Genomic DNA, 26,936 nt, shown 5'->3' with positions numbered 1-26,936 from the left:
GCCCGCTTATAATTAGGTTGGGTTTTTAGAACACAACAGTTTGTGTGTCAGAGCATACTGTCGTACTGCCTTGCTCACATACTTGGTAAATGTAGCTGCCGCCGCCTTTGCCACTGATGCTGTCCGTATAGCTATTATCGTTTGCAGTTGTGACAATATTGCTACCATTGCGATAAATATCTACCTGACTTGTGCTTGCACCTTGCCAGTTAAGGTCTGCAAAGTTGCTACCTTTTTGCTTGTAGCCAGAAACTGATAGGCTGATGCTGCCCTCGCCTGGGTTACCACCGTTGTCACCACCTGAACAGCCGTTTGCAGTTAGATAAGCATCTGCATCAGCTGCTTTAACGATACCGTAACCGAAGTATACGTCTTTACCAGCTGCGCCAGCATCTTCAGCAGTTGCTTTAAGTGCTGCACGGATCTCTTGACCAGTACACTCTGGGTGATTTGACCATACAAGAGCTGCTACACCAGAAACTGCTGGAGTTGCCATAGATGTACCGCTCATGAAGCCGTAATCGCTTGTACCAATGTTAACAGTTGCAGTGCTTGCAGCCATTAATGTTGCACGGTCTTCAAGTGCTGCACCTACAGCAGGAATACTTGTTGAGTTAGTATCACCAAGTGTGCCATATAACATGCCAGCTTCGTTGTTGACAATTATCGCACCGATACCACCTGAAGCTTCACAGTTTGCTACTTTGTCGTGGAAAGAAATGTTACCACGGTCAATTAGACATACTTTACCGTTAGCGCCAGCATCAGTTGCCTCAGCTGTACCCATGAAGAATAAGCTGCCGGTTACTGTACCTGAGTTTTCCATTGCTGAGCTTGCAACTACGTTGCCGTCAACGTTTAGGTTTGCTGATGTTGCCATACCCGCAGGGTAAGTTGAAAGAGTGTCTACACCACCTGCTGTTACTTCTACACAGATAGTTTCGTCTTCAGTAGCATTCTTACCACGACCACTTGCACAGCTAGGGAACTGTGAGAAATCTGCAATTTGGTTGTTCGCATCGTTTGCACCGATCATCATTACTGAAGGGTAACCTGCAGGGTATGAACGTACGTCGTTTCCATCGTTACCCGCGGCAGCGATTACTAGACCACCTGCAGCATTGAAGTTTGCAAATGCGTTTGATTCAGTGTTGTTTGAACCGCCGCCACCAAGGCTCATGCTGATGATGTTTGCACCAGCTTGTGAACATAGATTTGCTGCGTGTGCTAAATCAGAAGAGTATCCCCAACCTTCAGCATTGAATACTTTGATAATGTGCATGTCTACACCAGGTGCCATGCCTACAACACCAATGTTGTTGTCTGCTGCACCAATAGTACCAGCTACGTGAGTACCGTGTGGGCCGCCATGATCGTACCAGTTACCTGTACCAGAGTCGTTATCACCTGTGATGTTACCCCAGATGAAGTCAGGGTTAGAGCTGTCAAGACCTGAGTCAATAACACATACCTTCATGCCTGCGTTTGCGTTGAAAGTAACTTGATTTGCTTGTGATTGATAAACAGCGTATGGCGTAAGTTGCTGAGTCATCGCGTCGCCAGCGTCATCGTTATAAATAGCCATTGGTGCACGCTTAAAGTCTTGCTCAACTAGTTTTACGTGTGGGTTGTTTAATAAACCTTTAACTTGAGAGAGATCTTTGCCAGAAAAAGTTGCCGCGATGAATCCGTCACCATCAACGTGAAGTTGTGCACCTAATTGCTTAGCTAGCGCTTTTACAACGCCTTTTTTATTATTATCAACTTGAATGATGTAACGGTCATCCGCTGCTTGTGCGCCTGCTGCTGCACATATACCCGCAAACATTAATGCTGAAGTGAACTTGTTTAGTTTCATTATTATTATCTCTAGTTCGTTAAAATGAGTGAATCGCTTGTTAAACGAAGAGTGTTAATTAGTCAAAGATTGTTAAATAAATAACAATTGATTAACGGGTGAACAGAGTAGATCGAAATAGCCCATGACGTAAAGAATAATTTATTGCTTTTTTTATAAAAATTTAGAGTATTAAATTATTTGCATATACTATTTTAGTATTAGTAGAAGTCTAGCAGGTTACATGGTTTACCATAATAGATACATGATATATAAAGGAAATGATAATTATAGCTATTTAGTAAGAGGGGAGTGCGGACTAAGCCGCACTGTGTAATAACTGTTTATTTTTTCCCAATAATGCTAGTAAAAATGGCAAAGTTATGAGCAAGTGTAGGGCTAATTGATAGGGGGCTGCTAAGTATAATTGTTGTGTCAGTAGAGCTAATACACCAGCGCCACTCATCTGCATGACACCGATAAGTGCTGAGGCTGTGCCTGCTTGTTGGGCAAAACCTGAGAGTGCTTTTCCCGCTGCGGAGCCTAGTGAGAAAGCAAAACCAACAGAGGCAATATACATGGGTAGCATGAACGCAGCAGGATGCGGATATCGACTTGCCCACAACATTGCAAGACCACCTAATGTAAAGAGTGTTAAACCAACTATGAGTGCCCTGCGGCTGTGGCGCTTTATCAGAACAGGCGCGCAAAAGCTTGCAATGATACTGAGTACGGCGTTACCGGTAAACCAACTCGTAAAGTTTGCTACAGAGCCATTTAAATGGTTCATGATCCAGCCGGGGGCTGTGGTTACAAAAACAAGCATGGCGGCCATGCCAAACATAGTGATAGCAGCATTAAACATAAATTCAGAACTTGCCAACATAGGCTTAAAGCGGCGCAAGTCTAAAATATGACCGTTATAAATACTATCTGCAGGCTTGGTTTCACGATACAACCAAAGCACCAGAATCAAACCTAATAGGGAAAAGCTAGCCAGAAATACAAAGTTACTTCGCCAGCCAAATTCAAGGGTTAGCCAAGCTCCCAGCAAAGGTGCAAGGGCAGGAATAAAGCAAACGATACCATTGAGGTAGGTGATCATTTGACCGCTGCCTTTGTGCCCAAAACTGTCTCTTACAATAGCAAAAGCCGCTACGAACGTAGCACAAGCCCCAAAACCTTGCATTGCACGGGCAATCATCATCCACTGCCAACTCTCAACCAATGAAGCTAATATTGCGCCAATAATGAACAGCACAATACCGACATTTGCGATTGGTTTTCTACCATACTTGTCGGCAAGTGGTCCTGCGACTAATTGGCCAATCCCCACGGTTAGCATGTACACGCTGATAGTTTGTTGGATTTTTGATTCGGATACATTTAGGCCTTGCTGCATGGCTTGAAAAGCGGGCAAGTACAAGTCAATACCCAGTGGGCAGAAAATAACCAGTAAAGCGAGAATAAATACTAAAGATTTGCTGATAGATTGAGATTGCGGCATGACGACTCCTTTTGGCCGCTATTTTAGTGTGCTCTTACAAAAAGAACAGGACAAAGCGCCGGATCGTCAAAATAAAAGTATAAATGCATGAACTAGCATATTTTCTCAACAGGTCGGATGTGTTAATTTGATATTATTAATTCATTTTACAGAGGGATTGACCGTGTCGGCTCCATTACTCAAAATCTATAAAAGAATGCAGTGGCTACCGTTTGGACAATGGCTTTTTAGCAAAGCTGTATGTAGAAAAGCCCCTTATTTTGGCTCAATTAAACCACGAATAACTAAGTTGGAGCCCGGTGAATGTTGCGCCAGCATGCCGAAACGCAAAGCCGTGTTTAATCATATTGGAACTATTCATGCTATCGCACAATGTAATCTGGCAGAGTTATGTGCGGGAGTGATGGTTGATGCAACCGTGCCTCATAAAACTCATCGTTGGATCCCCAAAGGGATGACGGTGCAGTATCTAAAGAAGGCTGAAACAGACCTAACGGCACAAGCCAAAATTGCTTTGCCACGTCAGTGGCAAGATAAGGAAGATTTAATCGTACCTGTAGAGATCTTTGACGCTCAGGGAACAAAAGTTTTCCATGCCGATATCAACATGTATATTACTGAGCGTTAGTTGTTTTATCTTTGTTTGAGGCTTTATCTTTAAACGAGGTGATATTTGTCACCTCAGTTTTGTGAGTAAGCTTGCCTTCAATTAAGGCGCCTGCTTCTATACTGAGGGTGTCATGCATGACATCGCCATGTACTTTGGCGGTTTTTTCGAGCATGACCTTATCTGCATCAATACAGCCGTTGACAGTTCCTTTGATCCTAACAATATGAGCTTTTACATTACCCTCAATAACTCCGTGTAGTCCGATTATCAGGGTGTTGATAGCCAAATCACCAATCACCTTACCGTCGACTTGTAGTTCACCTTCGCATCTTATCTGGCCCTCAACTACGGTATTGGGAGAGATGATAGCGGGTAAACCTGAGGGCGCTTTATCGCTGCCTATTAAACTACTGAACACGATTGATTACCTTAGTTAACTTAATGGGGTTTATATGTTTGCCATTTTGTAATACTTCATAATGTAAGTGAGTACTAGTGCTACGTCCAGTACTTCCCATCAAAGCAATTACTTCAGATTTGCTGATTTGTTGCCCTTTTTTAACTTTGATGGTGTGCAAATGGCCAAAACGAGATACCAATCCGTGTTCATGCTGTATTTCTATAAATTTACCGTAGCCGCCGTTTTTCCCCGCTCTTAGCACTATACCAGCCGCGGGTGCCACAATTTCAGTCTTATGCCAGCCAGCTAAGTCAACTCCCTTATGGTATGCACGCTTACCAGTGATAGGGTCTTTTCTAAAGCCAAATTGACTGGAAATATAGTAATTGTCTTTGGCTACGGGCATTGAATCAGGAAGCGTTGTTAACACCTGTTCTAGATTGTTTAGCACGACTAAGTTGTCTATCGTGCTGAGATATTCTTCGGGAAGTTGTTCCAATTCTAATTGGTGATATGGGCCACCTTGAGCGAGCGCAGAACTTTCTTTTTGAGGCGCAATACCTACTTCTGCAAGTCCAGTCGCTAACTTTGTAACGCGGGTCTGAATATTTTGCGATAGGGCTGTGAGTAGGTCTCGCTGATTAGCGACTAGTAGTTGCGCTTGAGTATTAAAGTCTTCTTGTGGTTGTTCTTTTTGCTGCTCAGTTGAACCTGATTCACTTTGCTCAGAGTTTGTCTCGGGGATTGAATCTTGATTGCTGATGTCGTTCTCTGCGCTTGTATCGGCATTAATATTTTCGTCTACATCTTGGATATCGCCGCTGGTTTCATTCAACGAGCTGGGCAAAGCATCTACCAGGCTTTGCAGCATAAGCTGTTTTTCAGATAATTCATTAAGCGTTTGCTGCTGCTGTGCAAGCTGAGCTTGCATTTGCTGTTTCTCGTTTAAAAATCGTTGTTGAGCTGCTTCAGTTTGTGCTTGCAAAGAAGATATTGTACTTTGCTGGCGCTTAACTGATTTTGCATTTATTACAGACCAAGCGATCGCACCCAGCACGAGAGCAATCAGCACTGGTTGCACCCAACTTGCCAAGGTAAGCATATAAATCTCACCATTTTGGCGTATTAGGACCTGCTTTGAGCGGAACAACGTCGTATAAAGACGAGCAATTAATTTCAACATAGACAAAAAATATTTTAGACAACGCTTAACCTTAACAAGATTGAAGCAAAAATCCAGCAAATTTATATAATAAAAAGGTGCACTTACGCACACCTTTGATTTTTATCTGCTTTTAATTTGGGATTATTTAGCAGGAAGAACTGTGCCTTCGACAGAACCAAAGCCTATGCGGTTAAAGCCATCAGCTTCACACCAACCACGCATAATGACCTTGTCACCGTCTTCTAGGAATTTACGCTCTTCACCGTTTGTCAAAGTGATGCTTTCTTTACCACCACGAGACAGCTCTAGTAATGAACCAGCTTCTTCGTGCTCTGGACCTGACTGAGTACCAGACCCTAGCATATCACCTGGTAAGAAGTTGCAGCCGTTTACGGTGTGGTGAGTCACCATTTGCGCAACTGTCCAGTAGCTGTGTTTGAAGCTAGATTCAGATAACTTAGCTGCCGGTTGCTGCTCTTCACGCATTTTGGCAGTTTCAAGTAGTACATCCATTTGAATATCAAAAGCGCCCGCTTCACGGTTGTGTGATGACTCTAAGTATTCCATAGGCTGTGGATCGTTCTCATCACGATGCCACTGAGTACGGTATGGAGCTAGTGCTTCTGTTGTTACAATCCAAGGAGAAACTGTTGAAGCAAAGTTTTTCGCTAAGAATGGACCTAGTGGCTGGTATTCCCACGCTTGTAAATCACGCGCTGACCAGTCATTGAATAGGCAGAAACCAAAGACATGGTTTTCTGCATTTTCAATGGCGATTTGATCGCCAAGTTCATTGCCTTTACCAAGGTAGATACCAAGTTCTAGTTCGTAATCCAGACGTTTACACGGGCCAAATGAAGGCGTATCTGCATCTGGTGCTTTAGTTTGGCCTTTAGGGCGGTGGAAAGCTTGTCCAGATACATCGATAGATGATGAACGGCCATGATAGCCAATTGGTACCCACTTGTAGTTAGGTAGCAAAGGGTTATCCGGACGGAACAATTTACCAACCGCAGTAGCGTGGTAGATTGATGTGTAGAAATCAGTGTAATCGCCAATGTGACATGGCATTGAATATTCAACGTCAGCTTGCGGAACAAGTGCATTTGCTAACGTAGTTTGATGTTCAGAGCCTTCACGTAGAGCGCGAGATAGTGCTAAACGTAGAGCTGACCAGTAAGTTTGGCCAAGGCCCATAAATTCATTTAACACCTGTGCGTTCGCTGCTTCAACAGCGACTTGAGCATCACCAGAAAAAATACCAGTTTGTGCAACTGCTGCAAGGTCTAGTACTTGATCTCCAATGGCAACACCACCGCGAAACTCTTCGTTAGTGCCTTTACGACGAAATACCGCAAACGGTAAGTTTTGAATTGGGAAATCGGTGCCAGCTTGGTTTGCACTCGCAACCCAACTTTTCAGATTAATATCATGGGTTTCGTTAATAAAAGACATTGCCGTTCCTTTTTATTTTTGATTAAGACTATTTTGCCTTAACTAAAATGGAAAAAGCAGCTTTTAAAAAGCTGCTTGTGAAAATAATAACAAAATTAAACTTAGATTACGCCGCGACGCTCTTGATCTCGTTCAATAGACTCGAATAGTGCTTGGAAGTTTCCTTCACCAAAGCCGCCATCGTCAACACGTTGGATCATTTCAATAAAGATTGGGCCGAACAAGTTTTTGGTAAAGATCTGTAATAGGTAGCAGTTTTCGCTTTGGCTATCTACTAAGATCTGGTGTTCTTTGATCTTGTCTTTGTCTTCTTTAACCCAAGGTACACGGTCAAAGATTGTGTCATAGTAGTGCTCAACGATGTCTAACGTAGCAATTGTACTTTTGTCTAACTGATCTAGTGAAGCTACTAGGTCGTTAGTTAAAAATGCTAAGTGTTGTACACCCGGACCATTGTACTCATCTAGGTACTCATCGATCTGGTTGTTGTTGTCGTCTTTACCTTCATTAATTGGAATAGAGAAGGTGCCACAAGGTGACTTAAGTGCATAAGACAGTAGTGCTGTTTTTTGACCTTTAATGTCAAAGTAGCGTACTTCTTCAAAACCAAACACGTCTTTGTAGAAGTTTGCCCATGTTTCCATGGTGCCTTTGTAAACGTTGTTGGTTAAGTGGTCAATACGGATAAAGCCTTTGTCTTTAACAATGTTCTGCTCTTCAAGATCAACAAAATCATTGTCGTAGATTGAACCCTTGTCGCCAAATACGTCGATGAAGTAAATAAGGCTGTCACCGATGCCGTAAATTGCAGGGTAAGGCAAGTCTTTATTTGCAGAATCAGTAGCTGGCTTTGCACCACGTTCAACAGCAACTTCAAACGCTTTTTGTGCGTCTTCTACACGCCAGCCCATTGAACAAATTGCAGGGCCGTGGCTCTTAGCGAATGCCGCAGAGAAACCTTCGCGTTCGTTATTTAGTAAGAAATGGATGTCGTTCTGGTTGTAATAAACGATGTCTTTATCTTTAAACTTTTTAAGTTTTGAGAAGCCAAAATCGGTGAACACTTTATCCATATAGTCCGCATCTGGTGTTGCGTACTCGGTAAATTCGATACCAACTAAACCTAGTGGGTTTTTTACTTCACTCATTGTCATACTCCCGCAATTAAGCAAATTGGGTTGCTTGTTAGATTATGTTTTCTGTAGGTGGATGATTAATCAAAAATGGATAAAGAGGAAGAGTAGGCCTCTATTTAGCAGACTGCACATTTGTAAATTAAGTTGCACAAACCTCCATGCGTCATGGATGTTTGCTGACACCTGAGGGGGTTCTCAATCAGTTTGTCATTCGATGGTGGCTTAAGAGTACTGAATTTCTTTAAGAGAAATTTGTTTTTGTTTTTATGTTTTTGATTTTTATGGTGTTTTATTTTTATTGTTTGGTAGAGAGTTCCGTGCAATCTACAGTGGACTGTAAGCGGACAAGCCATAGAATAAAGGAAAGAGTGTAAGCTTTTCTGTACACCAATGTCTTTTATCTGCTTTTCATACAAAAAAACCGCGTGCTTTTAACACGCGGTTTTTAGTGATTAGTTTGGGCTGACTATTGTTTTACGGCAGCCACTTCCAGTTCTTCTGCAAGAATATGTTCTTGTGTGTGAGGCTCATGTTTGCCTTCAGCACCATGCATCCAGTCCACAAGACGGTCACTGAGTAGATACATAGCGGTTGCTGAAAGTAAGGCTGTTGCACCTAAACCTATGAAGATACCCATCGCATTGTTCATGGCTTCTTGACCTTCGCCGATGAATGAACCGACAAAACCAGCTATCTTGTTGGCAACCGCAGTACACAGGAACCAGATCCCCATCAGTAGTGATGCAAGGCGCAGTGGTGCAAGTTTACTTACCATTGATAGACCAATAGGTGATAAGCATAGCTCACCTAATGTATGGAATAGATAGAAAAGTACCAACCACATCATGCTGATTTGAATACTACCTTGACCTGAACCTTCAGTGATAAGCGCTAGCATCATGGTTAGGAAACCAAGTGCAAGGAACACTAATGCAATTGCAAACTTAACAGGCGAGTTTGGCTCTCTTTTATCCAATTTTAACCAAATCATAGCAACGACTGGCGCAAAAATAATGATAAAGATTGAGTTAAGTGACTGGAACCATGAAGCCGGTACTTCAAAGCCCATTAACATACGGTCAGTGTAGTCGTTTGCAAATAGGTTCATTAAACCACCAGCTTGTTCAAAGCCCATCCAGAAGATGATGCTGAATACACTCATAGTGAAAATAACTTTAATGCGGTCTCTTTCGACTTTAGTTAGTGGCTCTTTGGTGCCAGAACTTGACTGCGCGGCTGAAAGCTTAGCTGCAGGCACAACACCAATGTCACCTAAGTATTTCTTGCTTAGAACTAACTGCATAACAACAGAGATAACCATACCGATACCGGCCGCAATAAAACCTGCTTGCCAATTGATCACTGCTGCAACATAACCTGCAACTAGTGGTCCTAACGCACCACCCATGTTGATACCCATGTAGAAGATAGTAAATGCGCCGTCACGACGTTTATCACCTTCTTTATATAAATCGCCTACCATGGTTGAGATATTAGGTTTGAATAGACCATTACCTAGACACAGCAAAGCAAGGCCAAGGTAGAACACATTTTCTTCCATACCTGCAACGGCAGCGTGTGGTACACCCATAATGAAGTGACCTGTGGCCATTAAAATACCACCGATGATGATGGCTTTACGCTGCCCTAAAACGTTATCGGCTAACCAACCACCAAATAATGGCGTGAGATAAACAGCCATGGTGAATGTACCGTACAGGCTCAGCGCATCGGCATTAGACCAACCAAATCCACCGTCTTGGGTCATTGCGACCAAATATAATACTAAGATGGCGCGCATGCCATAGTAGCCGAAACGTTCCCACATTTCTGTGCCGAACAACAGGAACAAGCCTTTAGGATGGCCTAGAAACTCTCCTGAATTAGGTAATGAACTCATATGTGCTTTCCTAATTAAATCAAATGTGTTGTGAGGCCTTATAATAATCATTACGTGCAAATAGTTATGTAATTTGAACGGGTGGCCAATTAAGTAAATATGCATGATCAGCGCTTACTCAGCGATTATCTATGCACTTAAAGCGCGTCAGTATACCCACATGAAATGGAATGGGGAAGTAGTTAAAGCTCAATGAAAGGTAATTATGTTACAAAAAAGTTTACAGGTATACTTTATAAAATATACACACTGGGGTGCTATACGCATCACAGAGGCTAAATTCGCTTGTCTCTTTCTGGGGGATAATTAATGCCTTCGATATCGGCTGTTGAAATCGCCGTTTATAGCGTGTTAGTCCTAGAGTTAATTGTTATCTAAGCTTTTTTCTCGCAACTAGCCAGCCGGGTTTTTGGCTTTGACTGAGTTGTGTAAGCTCCATGGTTGCACGTGTGAGCGTGATGCGTTGTGTGGCAATGTCTTTATATATTTGCTGAGCTTGTTTTTTACGTTTTACTGCAGCTCCAGCTTCTAAGAAAGACTCGACAAGTTGGAAAAAAAACTGCTTAACGGGTGACATTGATTGAGTTTGCGAAGCCGACAAGGGCATCACCCCAGAATTGCTCTCTAATTTAGCGAGTATCATTTGTAGTTCTGCTTGGCTTAGCTCGCTCTGCGCTTGTGGAGCTTTTAATAAGTGGGTGACAGTTTGTTGTAATGTGGTTGTTTCAAGAGCATTAAAGTTCACTTGTTGGCTCAGTTCACCAAGGTATTTTTTAAAATCATTGGCACTACATGTTTCTTGATTAAGCATATCACACCGGTGTTTGGTTTTTTGCCATTGCTGCCAGCTTTGCACATAGCGTAGTCCAACTCCCTTGATATTTTGCATACCTACTATGAGCTGATGTTGGTTGTCGCACCCAAGTAGGGCAATTGTTTGGGTTAAATCATCACTGCTTATTTGCGCATCTTCGATCAATATGAGTTTTTCATTCAATAGCGCTAGGCATATATCGACAATTTCATGCTTGGGTAATTTATTTGATTTAAGTAACGACTGGGCCGATTGCCACTGTTTATAGCGCTCTAAGAAAAGTAGCTGCTGTCTTTGACATATGCAGGCTCGTAGTTTTAGTGATTTTTCCAGTGTTTGCAATGAACTTAAGTCTTGAATATGCAGGTGTTCTTCAGGGCAAGATAGGTTAAACCGTGCAAGCATATCATCATTAGTATGAATGAGTTTTAACTGCTCTAAAAACTGTTCTATGCCCTTCGTGTCATTATTATTAACGGCTTTTTCTATACGCTCAGATACCGCTGTTCGTAAATACGTGGCGAACCCACCTATATTAGTGCCAACGACAACAAGGTAATCAAAACAAATATCTTCTGCCATGATGTGAGCAAATACCTTAGAGCGAGCGACTCTGTCATCACGGTTATTGATAAGTGCAATGGTCTGAATATGAGGTTGTTGACTCACTTTTTGTAATTCCAGACGTTGCCAGTTTTCAAGAGTTGCCAGTCGTTCGTTAGCCGACATGCCGTTTACAAATGATTGCGTTAACTTGCCTACTTGCGCAGTTGAAAAGTGCTGCAGCACGCCAATATCAGGAACGATATGCTCTGCGGTGGCTTTGAACACAAAGTCTTTATTGATACCAATATATTGAGCCATTTTGCAGACAAGGGCGATATTGTCCGGATGTTCATCGTAAGGGTAAAGTGCTCTAACTTCAGGCGTTATTTGAAAACCATCACCCCAGTGTACTTGTATTAATGTAGAGCCTTTATCTTTAGCGGCACTTTCTAAAACAGGAGCCATGGTTTGTTCACAGGTGAAGATCTGTGTATTTTCGCCTACAAACGCTGACATTTCTCGTGCGACATCAACACCAGATGGTCCCAAAATATCTTCATGGTCGGGGTAGGCATTCGTGATGGTAACAAAGTTATCTTTCATCCAGCGACGAAGGATCTTTACATACCTTGGTGTTAGGCCCATACACTCCCACAAAAACACATCAGCATGAACTGACTTGGCAAACTCCAGTATGTCACTTTGCTCCCAAATAGTGGCCTTGTTGAACGGTCTGAATATTGGTATCTCATATTGCTCACCTGTAATTTTGCAATAGATCATCATAGCTTCACAGCCGGTAGTTTTGGTGATACAGCGCAGAGCCAATGCACTGAATAAAGCTGCTTTTAACCGTTCGGTACCTGACTTGCCACGAGTGCCCCAGCCACCAATGCTGACCGCAATGGCATTGCGGTTTTTAATGATTTTACGGCTAACATAAAGGTGACGCCCCCAAAAATACGCACAGAAAGTCACCACAAAGAACACCAATTGCGACAACGTGTTTTGGTATACAGAGTATGCGTATTCTTTGAAACTTGACCAAATTGCAATGAGGCTAGGTGTGACACTCAATCTCGAAAATAGCTGTTTGATGCCATCCTCAACAGGAAATTGGCAGCCAAGTACATCACCATATGCTAAAAATCGACACTCAAATCCTAGCCTTTTTAATTCCTCAAGATAACGCTGCTGTTCCAATTCATTGCCTTTGCGTAAAGAGTCAATTTTTTGAAAATGAAGAGAAATGTAGCTGTAGGCATATAATCTACGCCATAAGGTATTGGGCTTTGTAATTTCCAAAATACCATCAGGAGTGTAACTCAAAGCCGGGGCTGAAAGATTATCCTGACTCAATATCGAAAGTATATAATCTAACAGTGGTAGATGTGGGCGGGCGCTGTGCTCTGTCAAGTGATATAAAGGCTCGCCAGGTACATTTGTGTCGCTTATCTGGGCGATACTGCAACTTGGAACATGGAGTTGAGCACTAGGTTTCCTGGCTTTTGTGTGACTAAACCCTTGACGCTTATCAGAGCTGGAATGGCGTATCTCATGTAAGACCCGCCACAGTCGTCTAGCAACTTTATAGCCGCTCGATATACGCCATTTACCTTGTTTGGTCACGCCGTTAAAGCCTAGTTGGCGCTGAGCCAAAAAACTTAAAGTTCTACCAAGAGTATGTGATTTGCCATCACAGGGTAAGGTAACATGCTCAGATGCGCTAATTTGTTCATTAATGTCGGCAACCAGCGACTGATTATAGAAGCTGACAAGTTGCTCTCTCGCCCTAGTTATATAACGCTTGACTGCAATATGTTGCTCCTGCGTCAAAGCTGTGTTTAAGGTATCTATATAGCGTTTAAATATGGTTTCGGGGTCGCTACTATCAAGTTGCATGTTGAGCATAACTCGCGCACTTTGTTCTATCGCAATCCTTTTAATCGGTAGACTATATTGCCCTAATAAGGTTTTTTTCCAGAGCCCAAAAGCGAAGTCATGCTCGCTATAACATGTTTGAGAAAGCTGTTTGATTAGGGTAAAGCGTACCGCATCAACTTGCTCTTCATTGAATCGGTTTTCGATAATTTTTGCGGCAGTGTCATAAGGCATGTGGCTGGTATGCTCAAGCAATGCTTGCCTGACTCTGGGGCAACGGTGTTCTGACAATTGTGTAAGTAGCACGATATCTTTGTCTGTTAAGCGTAATTGGCGAGTTAAAACTCGAGGTAACGCTGCCAAGATAAACAACTGATCATTACTGATTTGCTCATCACTTTCAAACAGCATGGCCCACATGTGCCCACGCACAAAGGTCGGGCGTTGATGTATTAAAATTTCTAAAATGTCTATGATGGCAGTGTAGGGGCTCAGTTTGTCTTCTAGCAACTCAACAAGTCGTGCGATTAGGTCCCCGCTGAGCTCAGTATCAATGTTATGGTCTTGGATCAATGCCACTTGATTGACGAGTGCTCTAATAATACCGTGACGAATAAACGGGGTTTGATTGAGTTCTAATAAACTCAAGAAAAATGGTTGTAAGTCCAGAGTCTGCCAAGTTTGTTCCAATTGCCCTTGGTTTAAGGATAGGTAGCTTTTACTCAAGGTTCCCAACCGTGCAATGAGGAACTTGATACTCTGTTCAATTTCGGTAACTTTACTTTGGTAGCGCTCTTTGACCGCGCCTTCATCAAACCAACGGGCAAAGGCTGCTCTATCTTCTTTGAGCTGCTGTTTTGTGGCCCCAAGTAGTTCAGCATAATTTAGGATCTGTTTTTGCCTTTCATGGCCAAGGTCGGTTTTAGACAATCGGGCCACAAATTGCTGATAAGAGTTAGACAAGGTTGAGATGTGTGCTTGCTGTTGTTCAATTTTGTGTCTGATAAATGAAATTGAATGAAGGTGCAACCATGGTAGAAGAGGTTCAGCCTCAGGTTTGTTCATCAGCAAAGGCCACTCACAAAGCTCATTAATCAAAGTTTGATACTTATGATGGTATAGGTTGATCCAAAACTTTTCTGTATTGGCGAATAATAAATCCTGCAATTGTTGTTTTAGCTGCGCTTTATTCATCACTCACCTGTTGCATAAGTTGTGTAAACGACAAGGACTTAAATGACTGCTCCGTGTAGCTAAATGGGTCAAATCCAGTTGATGGCACGTTGCCCAAAGTTATCTGTAGCGCCACAGAGTGTTCATTGAGTCGCCAGTTTTTTTCCAAATTCAGCGCAATTCCTACAGCCTTTTTGGAATCAATGGCATACCATTTTTGCCAGCCTAGTCTTGATAAGTATTGCCACTGGCTTTGAGCTCTATGTTCATCGTTAAAAGCGTAGCGCGCGACAAGTTGCACGCTTAAAATATGGCCTTGATAAAACTGATCCGCAGACATGACCATGCGTGTATTATCTATGCTGTACCAGTCTTTGTTACTACTGAGTTGCGCTCGGAACCATAGTCTTTGGTCAACACGATCTTGGTACCAATATTGATAACCAAGATGCCAACCGTGAGGGTGAGTGCTTTTATAACGCGTTAAAATCTCTGGACTTAACCGAGCAGACAAGGTCAAATCACTATTTTTCGCATCCGTGTAGAAATAATGAGGTTGTAGCCACCATTGATTAGTGTGGGTTTCGTTGAGTTGCCATCGTTGACCAAGTGTAACGGTTAAACGACCAGAGTACAGGTTATGGAACAGTCTTTGCTGTGGTTGCCAGTTTACTTGAACCCGCGCTTGAGCATACCAATTATCGCTTTTGGACAGCCAGTCGGTACGCCCATTCAATTGGTAAATGTCGTGGTATTCATCACTGTGCAGTTTGCCAATACCTAACTTGTACCAGTTGCTATTTGACTTGTAACGAAAGTTAACTCCCCATTCGCCGGATTGACGTGGTTGTAATTGGTCGTCGAAATTACTTTCCCCGAGATGTTCAGCTTTAACATACCCTGTGACATTCAACGCATCCTGATTGATAGTATAAGCGCTTTGTATTAAAGGCTGTGGTGCGGTTTGTGGCATGGCTATTTTTTCTGTTGTGCTGTTTTTACTTTTATTCTTGTATACGGGGAGTTTGTTGTTATTTTTTGTCATTCGCCATATAAACGCTCGCAGCAAGCGGGAGTTTTCAAACGCTAGTGCATGTTTTCCAGAGGGATAGAAACGCTCAACTTGGTGACGTTTATTGTCTCTTAAATACTCAATTTTCATCAAAGCGTCATGTGTTAACTCAATGACAAGTGGTTGCAGTTTGTCAGTTAAATAAAAGCGCTGTTTTTGCGATAAGTTCACATTGTTCCACTGATCTCCCTGTTTTTCCTGTATCTGCACACTCACTAATTGAGATTGATAGGGCGCATGCCAGCGTAACTTGATAACTCCGTCTGTCATATCCGTTGTTGTGAGTACATGATCAACCGTTGAAGAGTCACTGATTGTATAGCCATGGCGGTTCTCACCAGCTTCAATGGTGACCTTTGCGGTTTGTGGCCCTGCTAACTCCGCACCTGAGAAATGTATGCGTATCTTGCTAGTGTCTGGATTTAACTGACTGATATCAAGAGATAATGTATGGAAAGGGCGTAACAATATTCCCGGGAGATTGGTATTTCTAGTTGCATGTCTGGTAAGTTGTTCAGCCATGCTCAGTTGCTCAAAATTGCTCAATGAGACTAGTTGAGTACCTAGAAAATCAGCATACTGAGTGACACTTTGCCAATGTCCAAAATGTGCTATGCGGTTAAACAATAGCAGTTCGTCCGACGTCAGCTTATCTGGCGTGACTCTGGCAAATAATGAAGTGAACTCAGCTTCACTTAAGCTATCGTTAGATAAGCGCTTCAATGCATTCGTCAGTAGTGTCTTAGTATCTATCTGAGTATTATTTAACAGTTGCTCAAACGGCTGTTGCTCATAGTTGGGGGTGATGTGGTTAACATGAGTATCTGCTGACAAGGCCTTATCACTCAGTACAGTTATATCAATATAACTCAGTGCATCTGCTGAAATATCAAGTTGCTCATTTGCTTTGAGTCGCACATATCCTGTCGCTGCCACGGACAAAGGCAGGTTATTCTGATCCCGTGTTTTGGAAGAAATATCTGCAAAGATAGGTAACATCATTTCATCACGGTGTTTTTTGAGGTGCAGCCAAGAGGTACGTTGCTGTCGTGGGTTTTGGTTTTGTATGCGAGCACTTACTTTTAACTTAAGCTCTTTTTGTACAATGATACTGATATTTTGCTCCTGCATTAATCGGTATGCTTGATATGGCCCTGTTGCAGTGAACAATGGGCTTTGACCATAATGATAAATTGAAAACAACGGTGCTTCGCTGGTGGAACCGTGACTTAAATGAAGGTAGTTTAAATCCGCCAGCAATGTTGCATCATGATCTAATTCTTCTTGATTATCATGGCTTGACCAAAGGGCAAGTTGTCTTTTCCCTTGGGACTCATAAATAGCAGGCATGAGTGCACTACATTGATTGAGAAACTCTGAATATAAAGCACAGAGTCCCTGAATTTTATACTCAAGGTTTGCGCCCTGGTAGCGAGCCAGTAGTTTTTTAGCCGCAAACTGCCGCAAAATTGCATTATGATGTTTGATTAAGCCTTCCAAGTAGCGCTGAACCAATGCGTTATAATTGAGTGTGTCTAAAGTCTTTATTCTTAAAGCCCAAGCATCAAGTAAAATGTCATCATATTCACTATTTATCAGACGCTTAAGTAATGGTAGTGCACTGTGAAGAGCGTCGCTGTGCAGCTGTTTTGCTTGCTCAAAGACAAGCAATTGCTCTTTGTGGCTGGGTGGCAATGCTTTTGCTTTTACAGGGGAGTATGGTAGCAAGGAATCAAGGTAAGTTTGCGCTGTGTGTTGCTGTTGCTCCATGAGCTGTGCATAAATAATTGGTGATTTTTGGGCGAGTTTTCCTGGTTGCATAAAAAGTAGCTCGCTATCAGTGAGCGACGATAATGCCTGCGCGACTACCGCTACCTCAAGCATTGTTTGTTTTGAGTTTAATAGGAGTTGTGCAGCATAGTGAGCGTTGTTCAACTCTACACGATGAAATTGACCGGTGCCGCTGATAGCGATGTCGTAGCTATGGTTACCGAGTGTAGCGCTTAGTTGAGTGGGGTGCTGTGCTCTTATGAAGAGAGTAAGTTGTGTCGTGGCATTGTCGAAGTGCTGCAAATCAAATGCTAATTGTTCAACTAACTGATGATGTAGCAGTGTTAGTTTACTTTGCAATGGGTATATTGCATTGCTGGATTGACGAACCCCTTGTAGTACCAAGCTGTGTTCATGCTTGCTATTAGTACGTGTATTGCTATGTATTGGCGTTAGATAATTACGGGTTGTGACCATATTAACAAGTTGTCGTTGGCGTTTATTAGCCAAGGCTGTAGCCTTGCCATAATTCATTTGATTTAGTGAGCTAACATCTTGCTTAACAAAAATATTTTCCAATCTAGTGGTCAAGTTATTAATCCAATAAGGGTTTAATAATGATTCACGCTGCTTTTGCGCGCTATGGGCATCCAAAAAAGGTCGCTGTGAGCGTGTTATTTGTATCAGTGCATTGCCGTAACTTTTTAAAGTGAGTGTGCTTTGTGCTGGGATGGCAATGTAATCGTCATGACTGATGCTGACTAGATGGCTGGTATACTCTTGTGCAACAACGTTGCTCAGCGGTACGATGCTGACAGTTTGCTGATCAACAAAAGCATAAACTTTACCTTTGTTGAGGGAGTCCGTTAACCGCTGCTTGACAGACAGTTTGAGCTTTTGCGCCTGTTGAAAAGTAACGGACACTTCTTGGTTTGGTTTTAACTGAAAAAACTCTTCGTGTTGATGCGCCGTATTGATCGTGAGCTTTTCCAGTGGTAGAGGTAGGACTTCCTTATAAGGCGAAGGATGGTGTTGATAGTGACCTTCTCTAATTTCTAAAGTAACGGCCTTGCTTGATATATTTTCAACAGTAATAAGTCGATTGTCATTTTCGACACTTATTTGGCATCGTGTTGCTATACAACTTAATTCATTCTTATAAATCTTTCTTTGACTACCTAACGTATGGCTTTGCCAAATTTGCAGTGTATTTTCGTCAAAATTAGGCAAGTCTAGCCAGCGACCTGCCCCAAGGAACAATTGACGACTTGTATATGCTTCCAAAGTAACTGAAGCAGGCCCATCTTGAGATATCACAGTATCACTTTGTTGGGTAAGCCAAGATGGTGAGCGATGCTGTTTGTGTGGATTGGCACACACGTTCAGTGCGAATGTGAGCAGCAAGAAAGCTAGAGAGTAGATTGCAGGCATACAATAAACCGCTCCATAAGTTGTGGCTCTTCAAGCAGCCGCTGGCGCATAGGGGCACTTATCTCAATATGATAAAAAGAGTAAGGTGTTAGCGGCAGCTGATGTAGCACGTTTTTTGTTCCTCCTAGTTCAAGAACTTGCTCCGGATAATAGAAGCTATGGGGACTGAGGGTAGTTAAACAGTGTGTAAGGCGATGTAATGCAGGAGTACTTTCTGTGCCTAGGCTGACAATAAAGTCGGCCAGTTTACCTTTGCTTGTTGAGCGCTTACTCTGACTAAATCCGTGTAACTGAAAGACTTTCGCATCTTTTTTATTAGCCTGATAAGCCAATATCGCATTGTGATGTAGGCTGCGCAGTCTTTTTGATAGATCCATGGTTTCTTGATGCTCATCTTCGCTATTTCTGTGATGCGAGTTACTAAGTAGCAACTGACACATTTGGGCAAACACAGCCTGACCGATAGGTAGCGTATTTTTATCAAAAAACTGATGAGGTACAGACACAACACAGGCGTCTCCTGTTTGGCGGTACCAAAGGTGATTGCCACCTAATTGGCTCGAATTTGCAACTAATGTGTGCAACGCCTCGGCGGTATGGTAGTTCCATGGTGGCAGCGGCGTAGGTTCACTTAACCATGCCTGTAGATGAGCCACTGATGGTAGGCTTGGTTTTGTGTGAGCATTGGTGCAGCTAAAAAACACCAGAAAACAAACAATATTAAATATCTTCATCTAACCACCAATTTAGCCGTTTTGGCTTTTGTGTGTATTCGTCAACAATGCTTATCCAAATATCTGAACTTGAATTAATGAGCAGGTGCTCAAGTTGGTGAATATCGTCGTTTATCGGTACGGTTACGCTCGGATATGGTGTTAGCTTGCCAATAGTAGGGTGCAGCATAAAGGCCTGTGTGTATGTACTTGGGTGAAGTTGTAAGTGCTTATTGGTAATACTATAGGATGCCACCGGCTGGTTATCGAACTTCCCTTTTAGCTGATAAGCAAGCTCAACGGGTCGAGCGGTTTGTGAGGCCGTATAAACTTTAATTACAACACTTAGTGGTAGTTCCTCATAAGACAGCGTGAGGTTTTTATTGGCATTGAGTAAAAACAACCTCTGCTTGGTCCATGGCCTATTAGGGCCGTGGTTGATGTATAGAGTGACATTTTGTTGGTTAGCAGCCTCAGTTGCGCTCACTAAATTAGTTTTCAATTCATGAATATATGGGGGTCTTGAGTGCTGAACAATTAGAGTGTGATCCGCCGTTAGGCTTTTTTGTAGTTGTTTAAAAGCATTGTTGTCATCAAGTTTTTTGAATTGAAACGTCTGGGGCTCAGCTTTAGTGCGATAATAGGGAGCCGGAGCATTTATCAGCGCTGTGTTAGACACTGGCAACACAGTGGTGAGATCTCTACTGTAATAGAAGCTTTCTTTGTTCTTAGACGCTGGTGGAGGCAAAAACAGGCGTACCTTGCTTGCTTTACCTTGTGACGTCAACGCGTGGTCATTATCAGCTTTTAGTGCATACCAGGCCGGGATCTCAACAAATGGTTCTGAATTGGCGTTACATACAGGCTCACACACTGTATTTTGATAGTTAAAATTAGCCTGTCTTGTTTGTAACTTTATAAGTACTTTCTTGTCACTAAAAACACGCAAATACGCGACGTTTTTTGGTAAGTCTCGTAAATACCAAGTTTGTGAGTCGCTTACTCTGCTTCGACTTGTATCGGCTAGTATGATGCGATCAAATTGAGACAGCTCGGGATGTATAGTGATACTAAACTGATTGAGCTCAGCTCCTTTTTCACTATAGAGTTTTACCTTAACCTGACTGATTTGAATGGTTCTAAAGTCAAGTTTTACATCGCTATCAGGTACTACTGAGTATCTTACATCACTGTCATTATCTATTTGATAGTAAAAGCTATGTAATGCACCGATAGGTTGCTTATCGTGATAATACCATTGTGATATAACGGGTAGATTAGAAGAGACACTTATCAATCCAGGTTTAACCTTAGCCAGTTTGTAAAGGTTTGCTGTGGCAGTATGGTCGGGGCGAAGAACGTGTGGTGGTAAGAACCCTTCTAAGTCATACCATGTAAGATGCAGCTCAGCTGCCTGCTCGCTTATAAAGTAAATGTCCTGTAAAGCATCCACTTTAAGTGATGCTGATAGCTCGTCATCGGTGTAAAAGGCATCCTGATTAACTTGTTTGGCGGAGAAATCGTAGCCTATCACGCTATATGGCAGCATTTCATAGAGTGTGTCATTGTCAAAATCAACTCCCGGCACACCTTGCGGTGCCAGTTTTCGCCAGTCATAACGTACCGCGTTTGCTATTTCCTCGTCACTGAGGGCATTAGGCCCCAACGTGTGATAACTGCTTATGCGCGCACGCCAAGCCAGTGGATATTTTAGCCATGCATTAGTGTTATCTCCAATACTAGCACTTGTTTTTGCATGGACTCTGACAACCACACCTTTGATGCTTGGGTCCTCACTTTGCAGGGAAAGGGATATAGCTGTAGCGTCGCTAAAATGCGCGTTATTAATATAAAAGGACTGACCGGAAGATACGCTTAAACTTTCACGTTGTTCTATGATTTGCTTAGCTTTTTGATGGGTTTCATCATGCGTAACTCTAGCCGTGTGGTGATAGGTTGCACGATGAATGATTCGCTGTTGTTCGTCCAGAAGTGAGTAGGCGATAGCATAGTGAACAGGTTGGTCGTGCGCTTGGTTTAGCCCTAAAATAGCGTTTGACAATATTCTTATTGAATCTGTACGAGTGGCAGAGAAGGTATAAACGAGTGGTTTGGTTTCATTTAACCAATGCACCTTTGAGCGAGTTTCAGTGCCCTGTGTGGTGACCAATGGTTTTGCGCTATTCACCCAATTGTAGAAGTTACTGAAAAGCCAGAATAGAGCTAGCAAAGCAGTTATGCAAAATATGGCTTTCAGGCACCATTTAATGTAAAACATGCTCGCCTCCAAATAGTGAGTCAGCAAAATTTTCTTGGTTGAGCAAAATATTACGGTTAGGTAGATAAATTGCAGCAATGGCGTCTTGGTGTTTTAAAACCAGTGCAAGTGTGTTGGAAGGCAGTAATTTTGCGCTATTTAAGGAGCAAGGATTTAGTGTGTTACAAAGCTGAGAAAGTAGTGCTAAGTTGTGTGTTTGAGCATAGCTGTCAGTGATTACTTTGAGTGTGTTGTATTGCTTTTTGTTCAAAGGGTGCCAAATTATAGAACTTGCATTTGATAAATCTATTATTATTGGTTTTGTTGTTGTACTTATAGCCCCAAGACGCTGTAGCAGCGCGTCGTTAGATACGGCAAAGTGTTGTTTATAATCTGATGCTAACCAAAGTGTTGCTAATTCACTGTTTGCTGAAAATATATCGTATCCGCTTTGCGCTGATGAACCAATTTCCAATCCTCTAGTTGCTTGTTGGCCAGATACTAACTCATAGTCAACGCCCAACTTAGTCAAACCTTCTTGCAGTTGTTGAATCAGTCGTTGATGTTTGTCACTAGCAAAAGTGTGAGCGAATGCCAAAGCTGATGGCCTGATATCAGAGGGGGTGCTATGGCTGCGCAATTGTAAATTTATACTGACGTGTTCAGCGTAATAACGCAGCAAACTTTGGTGTACTACATTAAACAGCGAATTAACATTGGTCGGTTTCAATACGTTGGCTTGGGCAGAAGCATAAGGATGTGCACCGGCAATGAGTAGAGATTTGGCATGAGTGCTATCAAACAGCTCTGCGGAAAACTTTAAGGTGTGACTTTCAAACAGAGGCCTTGGTATTTGCACGTTGAGATGATTGGCCTGAGCGAGGCGAATAAAATAGATCCCTTGCCCTAGTTGATAGTAACGGGGTTCAGCGCGCGGAGAAAGCATAAAATAAAGGCTGTTATTGTTAGTGAGAAGGCTCAGTTGATAGCCAACTATATGGGCAACTCTATTGATATATTCAAGTCGACTAAAGAGATTTGCATCTAAGCTTTGTGAACCTATTTGGTCTGCTATTTGATAAAGTGGTCTTAGAATTTCAAACTCCCACAAAGCGGCTTCTTTGTGGGATAGCGCTGAGAAGTGGCCGCTGCCTTTTGCGCTAATATGAGGAATATATTCCTCGACTGCACGTGAAACAGACATGTCTCGTTTGGTAATAGGAAAGCGCTCTTGTTCGGTCTGGGTAAGGGCAACTTTTGCTAATAAATTGACGTAGTTGTCATTGTTTATAAACACCTCTAGCATACTGTTTTTATAGTTAAAATATGGCAAGCTATTTTGTGATACTAAGCCAAACTCTATATCACCACATGCTAGTAAGTTAGTTAGCTGCGTTTGATTGATGGAGCTTGGAACCTGATTATATACCCAACCGTGACACTGTGCTTTTTTGTGTCCCATTGGCAATGTTTTACGACTTTGGCGAGTTAGTTCCCTTAATTGCAGTACCTCGGTTGCATTGATTGCTTCAATAAATGCACTGTAGTAGCCGCTTTGTGGTCTGTGCGCTTCGTTGGCGACAAAGGTCTGTGTGTTGCCAAGTGCCAGCGCGTTGCTTCTTAGATAGACAAACAAGATACCTGCAACGTCACTGGCTGCACGTTCAGAGACAGGGTAGGGCATCGTAATAATGTGATTGGCCTTTGGTTGTTTGTTAATCACAAACATACCCCGAGGCGTATCATTGGTATGGTCTTGAATATAGATATTATTTTGATCTTGGTATAAATCAAAACCGATCTCGACAAGTTCTAAGGTCGCTTTATTTACAATATCTTGCTCATTTCTGTGTAACGAAAGTAAAGAAATAATTCTCTTAAATTGGGCGATGTTCAAATTGTGTTGATATTGCCCTACCGCGCTTGGAATTTGGCTTGCGGTGTAAAGTTCACTTTTGTATTCGCTGATTTGGGTAGATACCGAAAGTGGTTGCGTATTGTTCGCCGAAGTGCCCGTTTTAGCGTTTGTAAATAGACTTGGCACAAACATAATTAAAAAGCCAATCACAATGGCCAGAGCGCCTCCCAAAATAGAAGTTTGAAAGGTTGCTCGAATGATCAAACCTAATGCACTTTTTTGATATATTTTAAGTGCAAGAAGTGTTGATAACATATAACCAAAAGCGAATGCATCGGTGACTTTTAAGGTCGGGTAAAAGTGAACAAGTAAGTAATTGAGCAGCAACTTATAAACAAAGCCAACATTGAAGAAAAAGAATAGTAACCCAGCCCCTTCTAAACCAAGCTGTTTTAGACGAGTAAAGCGCAGTAAGCTACCACCAATGAGTAAAATAATGGCAGTTTCAACAAATGAAGTGAGTAACTTATTAGGCTCCAGTAGCTGCAATGCCAACAATGCGGGCAATAGAATGCCATTGAACTCCCAACCGTAGCGCAAGTTCGCCCTTGAGGCGATAAACGCCGTGAGAACCAAAATAATATAAGCTTTTGGTGCCGCAACAATTGAGCTTGCCACTGCCTCATACATGATAGCTAGATTGGCAATACTAAAATTGGTATAGGGCATTAATACATAGCGAACAATAATGTAGGTACACAATAGTTGGATAGCGGTGATTTTTAGACCATATTTAAAACCATGATTCCACATCACATTGGCGGCTAGAGCTATGATCACCAGCCCTAGACTATGTAGTTCAGATGCATACTCAAAAGTGATGTCCCACAGCCTTAGTTCACTGGCGACGATTGGCCAGAATAAACTGTCCATGAAAACCCGAACTAGAATGCTGATTAAAATGATGGCAAAGAAACGGTCGCGTCCGAACATCTCGGCATAGCCAAACCTTTCCATCAACGTTTGTGCGCTTAGCCGCATTAGCCAATAAACGACGATAGCTTCAATCAAGATCACAGCTGCTGATGTTGGGCTTACTATCAATAAAGGCACCAAGTAACCTGGCACCACCAGACCTGTTAAAGGAAATCCAAAGCGCAGATTAAAAAAGCAAACCACTGCAATACCAATCCACACTGTCGTAATAACAGACTGACCTAACCCACTACCACTGGGAAACAAATGTACTACCCAGTCCATTAAGGTGCGCCCCACTCGTCATTGCGTGTTGATGTCTCGAGGTCTCTTTTTGTGAGTAGCTCAAGCATGTGCTCAGGGTTTTCTAATTTATTTAGTAGCATCGACACATTAATAAACTCAAATAGCACACCTGAAATTGAAAAAGGTGTGGCCGAACGACCAAGGTGAGCGAGCTTATCGAGGCTGTATACAACCAAAATATAGTGCTGCTCGTTGAGTGATACACTCAGACTGAACTGTCCTTTATTGAGCGTTAAATATCGTAGTTTTCCTCTTGCAACCTCAATGGGCAAACTGCTGACTTCAACCAATAAGTCCAAAGCTGTAATATCAAAAATCAATAGCTTTTGTTGCACAGCAAGTTGCTCAAACGCTTTGTTAACCTGCATTACTTGGCCGAATAAGTTAAACATGACACAGGCTGTGCTGAGTCGATCGAATGTGTGCTCTAAGGTTGAAAGTTTTTGCTCCATGCCCGCGATGGCGGTGTTAACCTTTTTACTCAGTGGCTTAAATGCATCCAGCGTTAGCGCTCGGGTCAGAGCTAGATTATTGGTGTGTGTTAAAGTGCTATGAGTATGGTGGTGATATAACAATTCACCAATTTGGCTAGCAAAACGGTTCACATTACGAATAAATGCCTGTTCATTGAATCGTTCATTGCTAAGAACCGTCATAGCCCAGAAGCCACGGATGTCCCCAGCGTACATCAGTGGTGCGATGTACTGAGATTCATTTTCGGCTAAATCAGTAAAGAAGGGACGAGATATTTTAATTACCCCAAGGGCTTTAATCGCATTGCTATAGGGGGGGCGTTCATAATCTCTTCGTAACTCTTGAATATCACTTATTTGGCAATTGATAGCGTGAATTTCACGTAGCCGATGATCGTGCTCTACACGTGTCAAAAAAATACCTTTATTTAGACTTAACAATTGGTTTGTTAGGGTGATAACAGCGTCCCAAGGTGTCGCTTGCTCAATGACGGATTTAGGCAGGTATCGACCAAACATACGCTGCTCAGTATCGTTGAGTAGTTTTTTAAGGTTTTGATCCTCTTTAGACTTACTGTGAAAAAACACCCAAACAAGCGCCACCCAAATCACCACGACTAATTGGCCTATGGGAAGCAGTATTTTTAGGTATTGAATAGCAACATATCCCGTTATCAAGACTAGAGCATTTAATACCAAGGCAATCGTGACGTTAAACGCCGCGTTATAGCGCTGATAAATTAATATTAAAGCTATGATGACAACAAGTTGTACAGCGGCTGATATAAGTGTGTTAAGCGGTTTAATGAAGATGCTTTGCTCAAGGTTGTGAGCAAGATAGCCATAAAGATAAACGGGGTTGGTTTCGTTTTGCAGTCCCGGTGCCATAAGCGAGGGAGAGTAATTGGGCGTACGTTGCGTAACAAAAACTATTTTATTCTTAATTTGCGCAAGGAAAATGTCATTTGTCAGTAATCGCTGGGCTGTAAACTTTGGGAACGTACTCACGGGCAAGCTGAAATTTATAAGTTGTTGTTGTGTGGTTTTTACGTTGGGAAATAGCGCTTCTAACCACTTTTGACAGGCAGTTTGTGTAGTAGGTGAATAGACTATATGGTAGCCAAGCCATGCTGTGATCTCGGTGTGACATGGTTGAGTGCGAACACCCGTATAGTAAACTTGCTCGCTATTTGATGGTTCAGTGCTCAACACTTGGTCTGTAAATACAACCACTGCTCGAGCTTCTAGTGCGCTTACTTTTTTAGTGATTTGCAAGTGCTCGTCGATTAAATTCTCCGACTCAATAATAACCAAGTTGCTTTGGGCCGGTGTTTCTGTATTGAGCTGCATAAAAGCGCTGTATATAGGCGCATTAATCTTTTGTAATACACCGGATGCTTCAGCAATAAACATGCTACTGAGTAAAATGCCTAATAGCCAAAGAGTACTGTTTAATTGAACTTTGTGTAATTGCTGCCAAAGAGACACACATTACCTCATGTTAAAAGTTATAGGTGTTAAGGTATGTAATTTGTCATTCGTTGAGCGAGATACGGCGTTTTAGCTCTGTAGACATTAAAAGCGTAGAATAAAACTCCAAAAATCATAGCAATAAGCGTTAAAATACTATAAAAAAGTTACGAGTCACTGGCCTATT

14 protein-coding genes are annotated in these 26,936 nt (G+C 42.3%); 1 reads left to right on the top strand and 13 read right to left on the bottom strand.

What is annotated here, in order from left to right; genetic code table 11:
* Positions 1–25: 25 nt before the first annotated feature.
* On the bottom strand, positions 26–1,858 hold the full coding sequence (locus tag BIW53_RS09840) for a S8 family serine peptidase (protein WP_070991709.1): 1,833 nt from the start codon (positions 1,856–1,858) through the stop codon (positions 26–28).
* 298 nt (positions 1,859–2,156) lie between these two features.
* Entirely contained in the window at positions 2,157–3,344 is a 1,188-nt protein-coding gene (locus BIW53_RS09835) for a multidrug effflux MFS transporter (protein WP_070991708.1), read from the bottom strand.
* Positions 3,345–3,501: 157 nt separating this feature from the next.
* On the opposite strand from BIW53_RS09835, the gene BIW53_RS09830 reads away from it, so the two are divergent.
* Positions 3,502–3,972: a hotdog fold domain-containing protein gene (locus BIW53_RS09830; RefSeq protein WP_175442118.1), complete on the top strand. Its 471-nt coding sequence runs from the start codon at positions 3,502–3,504 to the stop codon at positions 3,970–3,972.
* Here BIW53_RS09830 and BIW53_RS09825 read toward each other — a convergent pair.
* The 11 genes from BIW53_RS09825 to BIW53_RS09775 all read right to left on the bottom strand — a co-directional run bounded on the left by BIW53_RS09825 (position 3,959) and on the right by BIW53_RS09775 (position 26,767).
* Entirely contained in the window at positions 3,959–4,372 is a 414-nt protein-coding gene (locus BIW53_RS09825) for a bactofilin family protein (RefSeq protein WP_234401206.1), read from the bottom strand. The genes BIW53_RS09830 and BIW53_RS09825 overlap by 14 nt on opposite strands.
* Positions 4,362–5,456: a M23 family metallopeptidase gene (locus BIW53_RS09820; RefSeq protein ID WP_175442116.1), complete on the bottom strand. Its 1,095-nt coding sequence runs from the start codon at positions 5,454–5,456 to the stop codon at positions 4,362–4,364. The genes BIW53_RS09825 and BIW53_RS09820 overlap by 11 nt, the downstream gene beginning before the upstream one ends.
* Positions 5,457–5,660: 204 nt before the next feature.
* Positions 5,661–6,974, bottom strand: coding sequence for a fumarylacetoacetase (fahA, locus tag BIW53_RS09815; RefSeq protein WP_070991705.1), 1,314 nt, complete (start codon positions 6,972–6,974; stop codon positions 5,661–5,663).
* A 101-nt stretch (positions 6,975–7,075) separates the two neighbouring features.
* Positions 7,076–8,122, bottom strand: a complete 1,047-nt coding sequence (gene hppD, locus BIW53_RS09810; protein WP_070991704.1) for a 4-hydroxyphenylpyruvate dioxygenase — start codon at positions 8,120–8,122, stop codon at positions 7,076–7,078.
* Between the two features lie 454 nt (positions 8,123–8,576).
* Positions 8,577–10,010, bottom strand: a complete 1,434-nt coding sequence (locus tag BIW53_RS09805) for a peptide MFS transporter (RefSeq protein WP_070991703.1) — start codon at positions 10,008–10,010, stop codon at positions 8,577–8,579.
* Positions 10,011–10,380: 370 nt separating this feature from the next.
* Positions 10,381–14,445, bottom strand: coding sequence for a poly-gamma-glutamate synthase PgsB (locus BIW53_RS09800; RefSeq protein WP_070991702.1), 4,065 nt, complete (start codon positions 14,443–14,445; stop codon positions 10,381–10,383).
* Entirely contained in the window at positions 14,438–18,697 is a 4,260-nt protein-coding gene (locus BIW53_RS09795) for a hypothetical protein (RefSeq protein ID WP_070991701.1), read from the bottom strand. Before BIW53_RS09795 ends, BIW53_RS09800 begins: the two co-directional genes overlap by 8 nt.
* Positions 18,676–19,431: a hypothetical protein gene (locus BIW53_RS09790; protein WP_070991700.1), complete on the bottom strand. Its 756-nt coding sequence runs from the start codon at positions 19,429–19,431 to the stop codon at positions 18,676–18,678. The genes BIW53_RS09795 and BIW53_RS09790 overlap by 22 nt, the downstream gene beginning before the upstream one ends.
* Positions 19,418–21,688 carry a hypothetical protein gene (locus BIW53_RS09785; RefSeq protein ID WP_070991699.1) on the bottom strand — a complete coding sequence of 757 codons (2,271 nt, stop codon included), beginning with the start codon at positions 21,686–21,688 and terminating at the stop codon, positions 19,418–19,420. The genes BIW53_RS09790 and BIW53_RS09785 overlap by 14 nt, the downstream gene beginning before the upstream one ends.
* Positions 21,675–24,785: a poly-gamma-glutamate biosynthesis protein PgsC/CapC gene (locus BIW53_RS09780; protein WP_070991698.1), complete on the bottom strand. Its 3,111-nt coding sequence runs from the start codon at positions 24,783–24,785 to the stop codon at positions 21,675–21,677. Before BIW53_RS09780 ends, BIW53_RS09785 begins: the two co-directional genes overlap by 14 nt.
* Positions 24,785–26,767, bottom strand: coding sequence for a hypothetical protein (locus BIW53_RS09775; RefSeq protein WP_070991697.1), 1,983 nt, complete (start codon positions 26,765–26,767; stop codon positions 24,785–24,787). The genes BIW53_RS09780 and BIW53_RS09775 overlap by 1 nt, the downstream gene beginning before the upstream one ends.
* Positions 26,768–26,936 lie beyond the last annotated feature (169 nt).

The sequence above is a fragment of the Pseudoalteromonas byunsanensis genome, assembly GCF_001854475.1.
Lineage (GTDB): Bacteria > Pseudomonadota > Gammaproteobacteria > Enterobacterales > Alteromonadaceae > Pseudoalteromonas > Pseudoalteromonas byunsanensis.
This window is presented reverse-complemented; position numbering and strand designations above follow the sequence as displayed.